At 39.5% G+C, this 13131-nt stretch carries 12 protein-coding genes; 5 read left to right on the top strand and 7 right to left on the bottom strand.

The annotated features are described in order from the left end of the window. The first annotated feature begins 382 nt into the window (after positions 1–382). The 4 genes from BW935_RS11480 (at position 383) to BW935_RS11465 (ending at position 3963) form a co-directional block, all read left to right on the top strand. Positions 383–769 carry an STAS domain-containing protein gene (locus BW935_RS11480; protein WP_076501614.1) on the top strand — a complete coding sequence of 129 codons (387 nt, stop codon included), beginning with the start codon at positions 383–385 and terminating at the stop codon, positions 767–769. Between the two features lie 2 nt (positions 770–771). Next, positions 772–1689, top strand: coding sequence for a ribonuclease Z (locus BW935_RS11475; RefSeq protein WP_076501612.1), 918 nt, complete (start codon positions 772–774; stop codon positions 1687–1689). Between the two features lie 20 nt (positions 1690–1709). Then, a complete protein-coding gene (locus BW935_RS11470; protein ID WP_076501611.1) occupies positions 1710–2516 on the top strand; it encodes a queuosine precursor transporter in 807 nt (268 codons plus the stop codon). 94 nt (positions 2517–2610) lie between these two features. Then, on the top strand, positions 2611–3963 hold the full coding sequence (locus BW935_RS11465; RefSeq protein WP_076501609.1) for a hypothetical protein: 1353 nt from the start codon (positions 2611–2613) through the stop codon (positions 3961–3963). A gap of 320 nt (positions 3964–4283) precedes the next feature. Here BW935_RS11465 and BW935_RS11460 read toward each other — a convergent pair whose 3' ends face one another. From BW935_RS11460 to BW935_RS11440, 5 genes are all read right to left on the bottom strand, one after another. Beyond that, positions 4284–5003 carry an SDR family oxidoreductase gene (locus tag BW935_RS11460; RefSeq protein WP_076501608.1) on the bottom strand — a complete coding sequence of 240 codons (720 nt, stop codon included), beginning with the start codon at positions 5001–5003 and terminating at the stop codon, positions 4284–4286. Positions 5004–5041: 38 nt separating this feature from the next. Next, on the bottom strand, positions 5042–5803 hold the full coding sequence (gene agaR, locus BW935_RS11455) for a transcriptional repressor AgaR (protein WP_076501606.1): 762 nt from the start codon (positions 5801–5803) through the stop codon (positions 5042–5044). Between the two features lie 219 nt (positions 5804–6022). Then, entirely contained in the window at positions 6023–6847 is an 825-nt protein-coding gene (gene ygiD, locus BW935_RS11450) for a 4,5-DOPA-extradiol-dioxygenase (RefSeq protein ID WP_076501695.1), read from the bottom strand. A 91-nt stretch (positions 6848–6938) separates the two neighbouring features. Further along, positions 6939–7859, bottom strand: a complete 921-nt coding sequence (locus BW935_RS11445; RefSeq protein ID WP_076501605.1) for a DsbA family protein — start codon at positions 7857–7859, stop codon at positions 6939–6941. A 100-nt stretch (positions 7860–7959) separates the two neighbouring features. Next, positions 7960–8544, bottom strand: a complete 585-nt coding sequence (locus BW935_RS11440) for a Crp/Fnr family transcriptional regulator (RefSeq protein ID WP_076501603.1) — start codon at positions 8542–8544, stop codon at positions 7960–7962. Positions 8545–8900: 356 nt separating this feature from the next. Here BW935_RS11440 and BW935_RS11435 point away from each other — a divergent pair, with 356 nt between their 5' ends. Continuing rightward, positions 8901–9293, top strand: a complete 393-nt coding sequence (locus BW935_RS11435; protein ID WP_076501601.1) for a GreA/GreB family elongation factor — start codon at positions 8901–8903, stop codon at positions 9291–9293. Positions 9294–9515: 222 nt separating this feature from the next. Here BW935_RS11435 and BW935_RS11430 read toward each other — a convergent pair whose 3' ends face one another. Beyond that, on the bottom strand, positions 9516–11528 hold the full coding sequence (locus BW935_RS11430; protein ID WP_076501600.1) for a family 20 glycosylhydrolase: 2013 nt from the start codon (positions 11526–11528) through the stop codon (positions 9516–9518). A 33-nt stretch (positions 11529–11561) separates the two neighbouring features. Next, complete coding sequence (locus tag BW935_RS11425) at positions 11562–13130, bottom strand: sulfatase family protein (protein WP_139325541.1); 1569 nt, start codon at positions 13128–13130, stop codon at positions 11562–11564. Position 13131: the final 1 nt, after the last annotated feature.

The following is a 13131-nucleotide window of genomic DNA, read 5'->3' as shown; positions in this document are numbered from 1 at the left end:
ATGGCGCTAGGGGAAAGCATGAGGAGTGAAGGAGGAAGGAGGGAAAAGGTCAAAGGAAAAAGAAATAAGGAGCGTTTGATCATAATTTATAACCCCGTAGGGGTTAAACCTTAAGTAGCCCCGCATGAAATGCGGTGGTTGATAATTAAACAGTAATATCCAAACAACTCCGAAGGAGTTGAATTTATACATTTAACAAATCAAAACTCCTCCTCTTCAATAAGTAAAACAAATAAGATCCCATATTTCTTAAAATTGATATCCAATCCCTAATAACTATTAACCAATAACTTAATAACTAATCCCCAATAACCTAATAACTCAATAACTAATCCCTAATAACCGATAACTAAAAACCAGTAACTAATATTAAAATAGAAATATGAAATACTCAGTAGATAAAAAAGAACAATACGTAGTCTTCACACCACAAGAAGAAAAATTAGACTCAGCACTGTCGCCAAAATTGAAATCAGAATTGCTGACAGTACATGCAGAAGGTTATCACAACCTTATCCTAGACATGAGCCATGTGAAATACGCTGATTCAAGTGGATTAAGTGCGCTATTGGTAGGAAATAGAGAATTCAACAGAGAGGGAGGTATTTTTGTGATAGCTACTCCTCAAGAGCATGTGATGAAATTGATAAAAATCTCCATGCTAGATAAAGTTTTCAATATCGTGGATACACTTGAGGAGGCCGCAGAAGCAATATTCATGCACACCATCAAATCTGGCGATACAGAAGAAGAAGAAGAAGAAGGTTAATTTTGGAATTCAACGTTAGCATTTTAGGTTCCAACTCTGCGATTCCTGCTCATGGCAGAAATCAAACAGCGCAGCTGGTCAACATTGGACTTTCCTCCATTCTTTTGGACTGTGGGGAAGGTACACAGATTCAGCTGCGCAAATTTAAACTCAAATATGGTCGGATAGATTATATTTTTATCTCCCACCTTCATGGAGATCATTACTTTGGGCTGATGGGCATGATTGCTACTTTTCATCTTCAAAAAAGAACAAAAGTACTAACCATCTTTGGCCCTAATGGTCTAGACGAAATCATCACTACACAACTTAAATATTCCAATACAAGGTTAAATTTTCCTATCAGGTTTGTGAAAACCAATCCGGAAGAAAAGGAATTGATCTTGGAAGAAAAAAAATACAAAGTTTTTAGCTTTCCATTGAAACATAGGTTGCCTTGCACTGGTTTTTTGATTCAAGAAAAACAAGGCTTGCTCAACATGAATAAAGCCAAGCTCCTAGAACAAAAAATTAGTGTAGAAGCCATCAATACACTGAGAGCTGGAAAAGATTTTCTAAGTGTAGATGGGAAATTACTTAAAGTGGAAGATTTCACCTTACCTCCCAAACCATTGAGATCTTATGCATTCTGCTCGGATACGATTTACGATCCAGTAGATCTAGTCAATCACATCAGCAATGCCACAACAATCTACCATGAAGCTACCTTTGGGGATGATGAAGCACAAAGGGCTACTGAAACATTCCATTCTACAGCTCGTCAGGCTGGAGATATTGCCTCAAAAGTAGGAGCAAAAAAACTGCTGATTGGTCACTACTCTACCAGATACCTAGATACTACACCTCTACTAGAGCAGGCAAAACTCATATTTGAAAACACCTATGCTACCGAGGAAGGAGTAAATTACATCATTGATTAAGCTCCTATAAGCAAAGAAACATGGATATTTCTACAAAGGACAAAGCTTTTCAGTCTAAGAAGACCAACCTATTTATCATTCTCTCGGGCATATTTTTGACCAATGCGATCCTAGCAGAAATCATAGGTGTCAAAATTTTCTCTGGAGAACTCACCTTAGGTTTTGAACCAGTGGGCTGGACATTCTTTGGAGATTATGTGTTGGATTTCAATTTGACAGCAGGGGCTGTGATCTGGCCCATAGTCTTTATTACTACTGACATTATCAATGAATATTATGGCAAAAAAGGTGTTCGTAAAATCAGCTTCATCACCGCTTTTTTCATTGCCTACATTTTCATCATCATATCTATAGTAACCCAACTAGAACCTGCACCTTTTTGGCTAGATGTAAATACCCCTGACCCAGATGGTAACTCCTTCAATATTCACTATGCTTTCAACACCATATTCAGGCAAGGATTAGGAATTATCATAGGCTCTTTGATTGCATTTTTACTTGGTCAGTTGATAGACGTATTTGTTTTTCAGAAACTCAGAGCCATCACTGGAGCCAAAATGATCTGGCTCCGTGCTACTGGGTCTACATTGGTTTCTCAATTTATTGACTCTTTCGTAGTCCTCGGCATTGCTTTTTATATATTCGGAAATTGGAGCTGGGCACAGGTGGTATCCGTGGGAATCATCAATTATATCTATAAATTCTCAGTCGCCATCTTATTGACTCCCCTACTCTACCTTGGACATCACCTGATAGATAATTACCTAGGCAAAGAAGTCGCAGAAAGAATGACAGAAGAAGCCATGGAAGATACTTCCTTTTTGTGATACAGATAGACATACTTGATTATGTATTTTGATTTCTAAACTAACTTTTTATAAAAAAATACCGTAACCTTATACAACCTTTTAAACTGAAAACATGATGAAGAAAAGTCTCATATTAGTCCTCCTTTTTGTCTCGTACCTACAACCCTCTTTTGCACAACAATATAAAGAAGGTATAGTCAATAGAAGATTTGATCTCTTTCAAGTAGGCGATACAGTTAAAGTTGTTGGTGTAAAAACAAATGATGTTTCAGGAAGAATTCAATATGCAATCAAGGTTCCCTACCAGACTGTATTAGTAAATATGGATAGAGTAGATCTTTTACCTGACGATTTCAGCTATTGGGATAATTTATGGTTTGAAAATAGAGCCATAGATGTGGCTGATAAAGGTTGGGAAAGTAAAAACAGGGAACTCTTAAGTATTGAGGCTATGGAATATGCTGATGAAATCAAACAAAACAATTTGCTTTTCGAGGACGAACTTCTATATGATTACCTCTATCAGCTAATTTTTAAAATTCACCCAAATTATTTGATCAAAGACAAGAATAGGGTGTTTCATATAATCATAATCAAGTCGACTGAACCCACCTACTTTTCATTTGAAAATGGCATGATCGTCCTCACCACAGGAGCCATAGCCAGTGCCAATACGGAGCAAGAGCTTGTCAATATGCTTGCTGAATCAGTTGCTAACATCGTCCTCGATCACAACCTTATCAACCTAAACCATGCAATCAGAGCAGAAAATAGAGCTAGAACCTGGGGTAATATAGCAGCATTTGCATCAGCAGCAGTAATGGCCTACAATGGTGAACGCAATGGCGTCTATTACAGCTTTGATGATGCATTGAATATAGGACTGGCTGCTTCCTATTTGACCTATGAAAATCTTCAAAGAATAGGTGCTAATTACAATCAGAAGCAGCTCGAGCTTACACGACAAGCCAGCCAAATATTCTGGGAAAATAATAGTCACTATTTTATGAAGGACAGATCCCAATTCATTGCTTTGACCTCTAATGCAGTGAGCTATACTGCTTGGCAGGAGTTTCATAGTAAAAACTATGAATATGCATTAAAACTTGCAGAAAAATTAGAATCTATGGGCATGGCTATGGCTGAGGAGTACCTTCTTTTGAGCAAATTATATAGAAAATTAGGTAATGACTTAGATTCAAATCTTCAAGCATTGGAATATATCAAGAATGCCAAAACCATGGATGATGGCAGAATTATAGATTTAGACTTAGAAGAAGGACTGATCTATTTTAGGATGGAAGACTACAACAATGCCAGTAAAGCATTTCACCAATACAAAGAACAACTCTTGTCTCTAAATGACTCTGATCCGAGAGTTAAAACCGACTTGAAATTCATCAACCAACTGCTGCATCGCTTCCAAATGAATGATGATAGTACCATTGGATTAACCAAGGACTAAAATGTCCAATGTGTTTCTCTTTGGGGATTACTAATGATATATCTTAACTCTTGATTAAATTCAGTTGAAAGTTGAATTTAAACATTTCCAATGCTTGAAGAAATCTAACAACAAATACAATTGTCTTGTATCAACAATTATCCAACCCGCCTAGGTCGGACAAGTATCAATTAATAACTTGGCTGGGGCGGATCGAAAGTGAGATAAGTCGGAATTTTGTAATGTTATTGGCAAAGTTCAATGTATCCATATTAAACACTTATCTGTTTCAAAAATCAAAAGCCTGATCATTTTGAAGATCAGGCTTTTGATTTTTACACTTAAGCACCAGGAGGCATTGTCGGCCTCACTTCAATTTTACTAGGAAGTGTACGTGGATGCATTTGCATCAGATCTACCACCATCTGTCCTAGATCCTCGATCTGAATTTTCCAAGCATCAGCATCATTAGGCTGATGGTTGTTGAAGTAGGTAGCTACTGACCCAGGCATGATTGTGGTCACTCGAATATTATGCTTTCTCAGATCCAGCATAGCGGCTTGAGAGAAACCTGTCACCCCAAACTTGCTGGCATTATACGCAGATCCGTTAGCAAAGAAGTTGGTACCTGCTAAGCTTGAAATTGTAATAAAATAACCCTTAGATTGCTTCAACCCATCCAATCCAGCCTTGATACTATAAAACACCCCAGTAAGATTGGTATCAATAGTCTCATGCCACTGCTCCATGGTCATGTCTTCCACAGAAGCAAAGTGGCCAATTCCAGCATTTGCCACCAGTAGATCCAATTGACCCCACTTATCAAGCACTTGGTTTACTGCATTTTGCTGAGAGTCAAAGTTCCTCACATCTGCTTCAATACCTATAATTTCTCCTTTTCCTATTTTGGCCAGTTCAGAGGCAGCTTCATCCGCCGCTTTTTGAGATCGACTAGTGATTGCCACCTTCATTCCTTCAGCAAGCAAAGCGGCTGCTATCCCATAGCCTATCCCCTTACTTCCCCCTGTGATTAATGCTGTTTTGTTGGTTAAGTTTTGCATGATTTAGATTTAAAATTGAAAAGAATTAAAGGCACCTATCAATTTGCAATAATTACTTCAACATTGTTTCTTTCAAGCATTTTGACATATTCTTGTTCAATATCATTATCGGTAATTACTTTATGAATTTTATTAAAACCAGCTATAAAAGCAAAACCGATTTTTTTGAACTTTGAAGAATCTGCTACTACAATTACCTCTTCTGCAATGTCAATCATCAATTGGTTAAGATAGGCTTCCTCCATGTGGTAGGTATACACTCCCACATCTGACTTAAAACCATCCACTCCTAAAAAAAGTTTGTTGCAATGTAGTTGTTTGAAGTTTCTTTCCGCCATAGGACCTACAAGTGACATTGAAAATTCCTTCAAAAACCCACCAGGAACCATGACATCAAGATTATCGAAGTTTGCCAAATTATTAATGATATCTAAGGCATTACTGATAACAGAAAGTCTTTCGAATTTCCCAAGATTATTGGAGATTTCGAAAGTTGTGGTACCAGAATCTAAAATAATAGAATCATTCTCTTGGATCATTTTCGCTGCAGCTTTCCCAATAGCTTTCTTTGCATCCAAATTAATCTTCTTCTTTTCTGTGACTGGAATAGCAAGCGTATTTGTCTTGAATGCACCACCATGCGCTCTGATTAGAAGCTTGTTTTTTTCTAAGTTGGCTAGATCATTTCTTATTGTTACTTCACTAACATCAAACTCTTTACTTAATTCACTAACATTAACTTGTCCAAAATTATCAAGTGCTTCCAGTATCCTAGAACGTCTTAAGGCTGTTTTTTTCATATTTTTTCTGTTAATTCTTTAAGTTTAAATCTATTTTCACCTTTCTTCAATTCAATTCTGACAACTACATCTTTTTTGGAAAAGATTTAATTTCAAATTAACCATCATATTCTTTCTTATTAAATCAAATAAATAAGAAATACGCTTGAAATATAAGTAAAAAATCTTTCAGTTTTCATCAAAACGAAAGATTATATAAATAAAAAATATTTCGATCGATCACCCAATCTTCACAGATGTCATGGTCAACGAACCTGCCACAGCTTGGTCGTTGAAAAGAGATAACTCCTCCCCTTTCTCCTGCAAGCCTAAGGTGTAAAGCAACGGTAAATAATGTTCCGGTGTGGGGATGGCTAAATCAAAAGCTTTGCCCTGCGAACGGAAATTGATCATGGCACGGTGATCTCCATTCTGAATAAAGCCTTTCATTGCTTCATTGGCTTCCAATGCCCAATCAAACCCGTAGTTTTCATTCATCTTGCCCCATGCCAACATCCTGAGGTTGTGTACCATATTTCCACTCCCAATGATCAGTACTCCTTTTTCCCTAAGGTACTTCAAGTCCGCCGCAAGTTCATAGTGGTATTGAGGAGTTTGGTAATGATCCAAGCTCATTTGTACCACTGGAATATCCGCATTTGGATACAAATGCTTGATTACAGACCAGGCACCATGGTCAAGGCCCCATTTATCATCCAGTTCTACCTTGGCTTTTGTGATCAATCCCTGTGTTTCCTTAGCAAGATCAGGGCTGCCAGGTGCAGGATATTGAACATCAAAAAGCGCTTGAGGGAAACCGCCAAAATCATGGATGGTGGGCGGATGCTGCATGGCTGTAACCAAGGTTCCCCGTGTTTCCCAGTGGGCAGAAATGCACAAGATGGCATTTGGCATCGGGATTTCTTTAGCAATACTCCTGAACCCGGCCACAAATTCATTTTCCTCAATGGCATTCATAGGACTCCCATGCCCAAGGAATAATACAGGCATTTTTTGGGTCTTGCCCAGAGGGGCTTTCATTATGTTGAGTTCTTTCAATTTCATGGTTGATATGGCTAAAGGTCCCGCAATCATTAGCGGGACCAAGGTCTTAAGAAATTTTTTCCTATCCATTAATATTATTCCTCAGCGCTCTTTAATCCATCTTTCTTCTCCACAGAGACCCGTTTTTAGTAGTTTCTTTTACCAACTTTCCTTGGGTAGTCAGGACATCCAATACTTCCACTGCTTCCGCCCTGCCATTTCCGGATAGCTCCGAGAATTCTTTTGCGGTTAGAGTTGGATATTTGCCAAATAATGCCTCCCAATTTCTCCTGTACTCAGATTTCTTTGCTTCGGGAGCCAATTTGAGCACGGCTATTTCATAAAAGGCATAAGCTCTGGTGCCATACACAAATTCAGTGTTTCCCTGACCATCGGAGAAATAAAGCGAGGGAAAACCTCTTACGCCCAACTTCCTTCCAAGCATCAAATCCTCTTCAAACAACCTTTTCGCTTTTTCTTCAAAGTCAAACCTGAACTGTTCTAGATCCAAGCCGACTTTTTCAGCCGCAGCTTTAAGGTTTTCCCATTTTGAAATATTCTTTTTTTGTAGAAAAACCATTTCTCTAATTACTCTAAGAAAAGCAATTGCAAGGTCCTCATTCTGCATTTGGGCAGCTTTGAAGGCAATGGATGGCGGGTAAGAGGAATCCAATGGATCTTCCAACCATACATCCCCATCAATGGGCATGTCATAATGCAAACTTACCTCGTCCCAATGATGGGCCACATCAGAAGCCTTACTAATTCCTCCACTATTGTAGCTCCAATCGGGCAACAAGCCTCCCATTCTGTATTCGATAGCTATGTAGCTTCCGTATTCCAGTTTCAATTTCCTGAGTTGGGGCTCAATCCCCCAGCAGGACGAACAGATTGGGTCTGTATAGTAGATTACTTTAATAGGTTTGCTAAGGGAATTCACCTTCTTACTCGTCACGCCTTTTGCTGTGGATTCAGGAGTTTCACACATACCTGTCTCCAGATCGCATAATAAGGGATTGCTCTGTTCTATCATCTTGATTAACTTTATTTGAGTTTTTGCTAAACTTTAGCTACAAAATTACCCCATGCCAAAGCCTTTTTCATTGATTTAAATCAAGAAAAAAATCTATAGATTATTTATGTTTGGTCAATTTCTTCCTCACTCGACTGAGGGTTTCGGGTGTAAGGCCCAAGTAGGAAGCAATCATGTGTTGGGGCACCCTTTGAACGATTTCAGGATATTTTTCTACAAAGTCCATGTACCGCTGCTCAACAGGCAGACTTAAGGTAAAAGAATGGCGTCGCTGAAGAGCAATATAGGCCCCTGTGATAAGAAGACGGAAATAGGTTTCATATTTAGGTTGTGTCCTGAGCAACTCATCATGGGCAGCCTTACTCATAAGTACCAATTCACTGTCTTCAAGGGTGTCAATATGGTAAGTGGCAGGCTCCTCGCTAAGAAAACTCAACAAATCTCCGACTGTCCAACCTTCAATGGCAAACTGTATGATGTGCTCATTTCCATTTTCAATAGAATACTTTCTCAAGGAGCCCTTATTCACAAAAGCATAACTTTTGCAAACCTCTCCTTCCTGGAGAAAGTATTGTTTTTTCCCCATTTTTCTTAGTGTAAGATAGGTTTGAATCTGCTCTTGTTCCTCTTTTGTGAGTGGAACCTTCTCATTGAATTGTTGAAAATAGAAATCGTATAAAGCCATTGAGCATAAATTTAGCAAATAGCCAAGATATTAAATACACCTTGTTTTTCTTTATAAACTATCCGGATTATCTGACAAAAATCGTATCTTGCACTGTGCAATTTCCTCTTAACATAAAGCCCAACAGCAACTTTTTCTTTCAGGGGAATTCTATGCAATTTTTGAAATCCGCACAAAGCAAGGCCTTTGTAACTAAGCCCCTGCTATCTCTTTAAACAGTGCTTTAGCAGGGGAACCCTTCCCTTTCACTTCTAGGGTAAATTCTATCAATTTCCGACTGATATAGCCAAGCACCTCTCAGGTCTGCTGTATTTGTTCGGCTATCTATATTTCACAAAAATCAAACGTAATCAATTATGGTACCTATCATTAAAAAATCAGACGAAAAAGCGCTTTCCGAACTTATGGAAAGTATCCCTTCAAGCGGAAGAACCAAAGAACTGGGAATTTTACAATTGGAACTCAGAAGAGCCAAAATAGTGGCTGACAATAAAATTTCCGAGAAAGTCATACAGCTTGGTTCCAGCTTTGAAATTATCGACATCGCAAGTGGGAGAAGACTACAGTTTACGCTTACCTTTCCCAAAAATGCCAATTTAGCAGAGCAGAAGCTTTCTATCCTTTCTCCATTAGGAGTAGCCCTGATAGGATTTCAAGAAGGTAAGGTAATAGAATGGAACTTGCCTGCCGGAACACGTAAATTCAAAATTGAAAAAGTATCTCAATCAGAAAGTATCCTGTCAGCATAAAAAATCCTTCCCCTTGATGTAGGGGAAGGATTTTTTGTTGGCAGAATGCCTGCGCAATTATTTGGGTTCAATTTTTGTGTTATACTCGCTCCTCGGAATTTGAAATTCCGCGGGTCAGATAGAAAGAATTTCCAATTCCAACGCTAAACCTAGATTGGGTAAATAGATAGCAAATCCTTATAATCAGGGTTCGGGAATACAAATCCCAAACAGCTCAACTATCTATTTGGATTCAATTTTTGAGTTATCCCACTTCAAACTTTCCGCCTCTTGACCGTCCTTATCTAGTATCACAAAATTCCACATCCACTTGACCAAGCGTAATTCCTTGGTTTGAAATTGGCCTACTGGCAATTTAAGTAAAATCATGTTCCATCCTTTTTTCAAGGTCAACCTTTGTGCTGGTCTACTTTGCCAGTTTTCATTTTGAAGGGGGATTTCATTAGTTTTGTCTGTATGGCTATTTTCCCAAATTGGCGCCAGGATCGGTTCACCGTTGATCCAAGCTTTACTTCCTTTCCAATCCCATGCGCCCTGAGGGGGCGGAAGATCCTTTTCTGATCGGCTATAATCCTGAAAGACAATCACTGCTTTGACTTCCTTGTCTTCAGTAGCATAAACTTTTCCAATTACAAAAGCGGTATGATTGGGCTTGGGGTCTTTGATGGCAGCAGGGACCAGGTTACCCCAAACGTGCCTCAAGTATGTTCCTCCGCCTTTTACATGAATTGCTTCCGCAAGCATCTCAGTTGGTACCTGACCTTTTTTAAGATCAGCTTCAAAGTCAAATTCCAAGTCCAAATTTCCTTGGTTGGCCAATGGGGGTAAGACCAGCCACTCCATGTCTCTTTGTTTATAGTATGGGAAATCAGAGTTTTCAAATTGATGATCTCTTTGCCACAATAGCCTATCCTCAAAGTCTGCGAAACTCTCCCAAGCAGGTGTGCTCGGTTGAGGTAATAAAACACCTATTTCATCAAAATAGCCCTCTCCTCCGCCTTGCCAAAGTCTTTCGGCAAAAGTCAGCATGGCAGGATAAAAGTTATTTTCTCTGATGATCAGCTTCCAGTCATTCAATTTTCGATCATTCCAAATGGCCAAAATCGAGCCCGCAACTGCTTCCGACCCTATGTCATAGCCCGCCACATTGCTTCTAAATAAGCTTACCAAATCGGCAAAAGCATCAAAATGATTGATATAATGAAATCTGCTGTCGACAAAAGGAATTCCTTCGGGAGCTTTTCCACGGTATGACCAAAGTTGAAGCATATCTATTTCCCCAGCTTTGTAATCCCAGCCAGGGTTCCAGGATACAACCTTAAAACCCATAGCTCTTACAAAAGCTACCATTTCAGGGACAAAGTCCGGGTCTGTAAATCTCACTTCATCAGTTCCAATATGGAAATATGGGAGGCCTGCAAACAAATCCCCAGCCTCTGTCAGTAGTGCTTTCAGAACCTCCTTACCCTCTTTGGATTGCATATCATAGCCGAAAGCCCTTTGGAAAGCCGCGCTGTGCCCAGGCAAATCGATTTCCGGAATGACAGTGACATGGTGTCTTTTGGCAAAATCCAACAGTTTTCTGACATCCTCCTGGGTATAATATTCTCCAGGAAATCTTTCGAAATTTTCATCGGCAGTCAATTCAGGAAAAAGCCTGGATTCCAATCGCCAGGCAAGGTCTTCTGTAAAATGCCAATGAAAAACATTGATCTTATAGGAGGAAAGGATTTCAATCTGCTTCATCAATTCTTCCACAGGGATAAAACTCCTTCCCACGTCATGCATAAATCCCCTTATACGGAAAGCAGGACGGTCAAGTATCCTGGACTCAGGGATTACCAGGTTACCTTCTTTTTCATCTGCCAATTGAAGCAGGGTCTGAAGGGCATAAAAAGCCCCTTGTTCTTTTACTGCTTGAATGGCAATCTGTTCAGCAGTCACTTCTAAAAGATACGATTCATCTTTGTTGAAATCAATGCCGTTAAGTTTCTCCACCCATTGGACGCTGACCTGAACATCTTCAAAATTATAAGACCCATCTCGCGGCACCGAAATCCATTCAGTCAACTTACTTTTAAAATCCTCTTTGTCCCCTTTGATTATCAATTCAGCATTTCCGAATGATGCTTGATATGGTTGAGGAAGGAGTTTTTCTGATTGACCAAACGCCTTAAAGTGAGCAATTAAAAGTAAAATCAGAAATGCCCATATCGGAGATTTTATGCTATCCATTTTTTTATTTTTCAATTTTAGAACCTATTCATTTTACTTTTTTCTTAGATTGAGATCTCCATTCATAGGCTGTTCAACAATTGCATTTGCCTCCTCATCTCCATATTTTTCAATCACTCTCATCAATTTGGCATACATTTCTTTGTGAACCTCTGCATATTCTTCATTTCCAAATAGATTATTGTGCTCTTGTGGGTCATTTTCAAGATCATACAATTCCCACTCTTCTACCCGCTTATAAAAGCGGATAAGTTTATAGCGATCAGTCCGGACACCAAAATGCGGGGACACGGCATGTTCGCCATTTTCATAAAAGTGGTAATAGGCTGCTTCCCTTCCTTCTGCTTCTGGGTCAGTCAGAACCGGCAAAAATGACTTCCCATCCATATCCTTTGGAATCTCCAGACCAGCTGCTTGCAACATGGTAGGGCCTATATCCAGATTCATGACAAAATCCTCAGAAACAGTCCCTGGAGCAATAAGCCCGGGATAACGCATCATCATGGGTGTTCTAAAAGACTCCTCATACATAAAGCGCTTGTCAAACCAACCATGTTCGCCTAAGTAAAAGCCCTGGTCAGACAAGTAAATGACGATGGTGTTTTCACTCAAAGCGTGATTATCCAAATAATCCAATAAACGACCGATATTCCGGTCCATGGAAGCAGCTGTAGCTAAATAGTCCCTCATGTAGCGCTGAAATTTCCACTCTGTCAAAGCATCACCTTCCAGTCCTGCTTCATTAAGTGCTTTCTGAATGGGCTTATAATACCCATCAAATCTTTTTCTTTGGTCAGCTGTCATTCTGGTGACATTACCATCTTTGGTATCTTCAGGATACATTTTGAGGTCATAGGCCATTTGCATAGAGTGCGCAATACTCATATCCTGGACACGGGCTGCTTCCCGGTTTTGGTAATCGTCATAAAAATTGTCAGGAAGGGGAAACTCCACCTCGTCAAACATATCCAGATCATCCAAATCCGGCATCCATGTCCGGTGTGTGGCCTTATGCCCCAAAATCAGAAGGAAAGGTTGATCCTGGTCACGTGAATCCAACCAACTTTCTGCTGCATCTTCTATCAGATTACTGACATACCCTTCTTTCCTGACCCTAGAACCATCCATCTGTATAAAATCCGGGTTGTAATAATGTCCCTGTCCGGGCAAAATCTCCCAATAATCAAATCCTTTAGGGTCTTCCCCCAAATGATATTTCCCAATCCAAGCAGTCTGATATCCGGCTTTTTGCAAATGATTGACAAACTGATCCTGCGAAGAGTCATAGGAGGAGTTCTCATTGTCACGGTAGCCGTTTTTATGGCTGTATTTACCTGTCAATAAAGCAGCCCTACTCGGTCCACAAATGGAATTGTTGACATAGGCCTTGTTGAACAATACTCCTTCATTTGCAATCCTGTCAATATTCGGAGTTTGGGTCAGTTTACTTCCATACGCCGAGATAGCCTGCTGGGTATGGTCATCAGAAATGATGATGATGATATTGGGCTTAGCAATTTCCTGCCTTTCATTTTGACAAGAAACAAGCCCTAAAACCAATAGCAATAACATCCAAGAATTTCTCATATCAATATTCATCATA

Origin of the sequence: Belliella pelovolcani (assembly GCF_900156785.1) — a bacterium.
GTDB lineage: Bacteria > Bacteroidota > Bacteroidia > Cytophagales > Cyclobacteriaceae > Belliella > Belliella pelovolcani.
This window is presented reverse-complemented; position numbering and strand designations above follow the sequence as displayed.

What these genes read in the sequence shown, in the direction of transcription:
- BW935_RS11435 (WP_076501601.1), top strand. Translation starts at nt 8,901, where the DNA reads ATGGTACCTATCATTAAAAAATCAGACGAAAAAGCGCTTTCCGAACTT.
- ygiD (WP_076501695.1), bottom strand. Translation starts at nt 6,847, where the DNA reads ATGAAATTGAAAGAACTCAACATAATGAAAGCCCCTCTGGGCAAGACC.
- BW935_RS11465 (WP_076501609.1), top strand. Translation starts at nt 2,611, where the DNA reads ATGATGAAGAAAAGTCTCATATTAGTCCTCCTTTTTGTCTCGTACCTA.
- BW935_RS11480 (WP_076501614.1), top strand. Translation starts at nt 383, where the DNA reads ATGAAATACTCAGTAGATAAAAAAGAACAATACGTAGTCTTCACACCA.
- BW935_RS11445 (WP_076501605.1), bottom strand. Translation starts at nt 7,859, where the DNA reads ATGATAGAACAGAGCAATCCCTTATTATGCGATCTGGAGACAGGTATG.
- agaR (WP_076501606.1), bottom strand. Translation starts at nt 5,803, where the DNA reads ATGAAAAAAACAGCCTTAAGACGTTCTAGGATACTGGAAGCACTTGAT.
- BW935_RS11430 (WP_076501600.1), bottom strand. Translation starts at nt 11,528, where the DNA reads ATGGATAGCATAAAATCTCCGATATGGGCATTTCTGATTTTACTTTTA.
- BW935_RS11460 (WP_076501608.1), bottom strand. Translation starts at nt 5,003, where the DNA reads ATGCAAAACTTAACCAACAAAACAGCATTAATCACAGGGGGAAGTAAG.
- BW935_RS11425 (WP_139325541.1), bottom strand. Translation starts at nt 13,130, where the DNA reads ATGATGAATATTGATATGAGAAATTCTTGGATGTTATTGCTATTGGTT.
- BW935_RS11470 (WP_076501611.1), top strand. Translation starts at nt 1,710, where the DNA reads ATGGATATTTCTACAAAGGACAAAGCTTTTCAGTCTAAGAAGACCAAC.
- BW935_RS11440 (WP_076501603.1), bottom strand. Translation starts at nt 8,544, where the DNA reads ATGGCTTTATACGATTTCTATTTTCAACAATTCAATGAGAAGGTTCCA.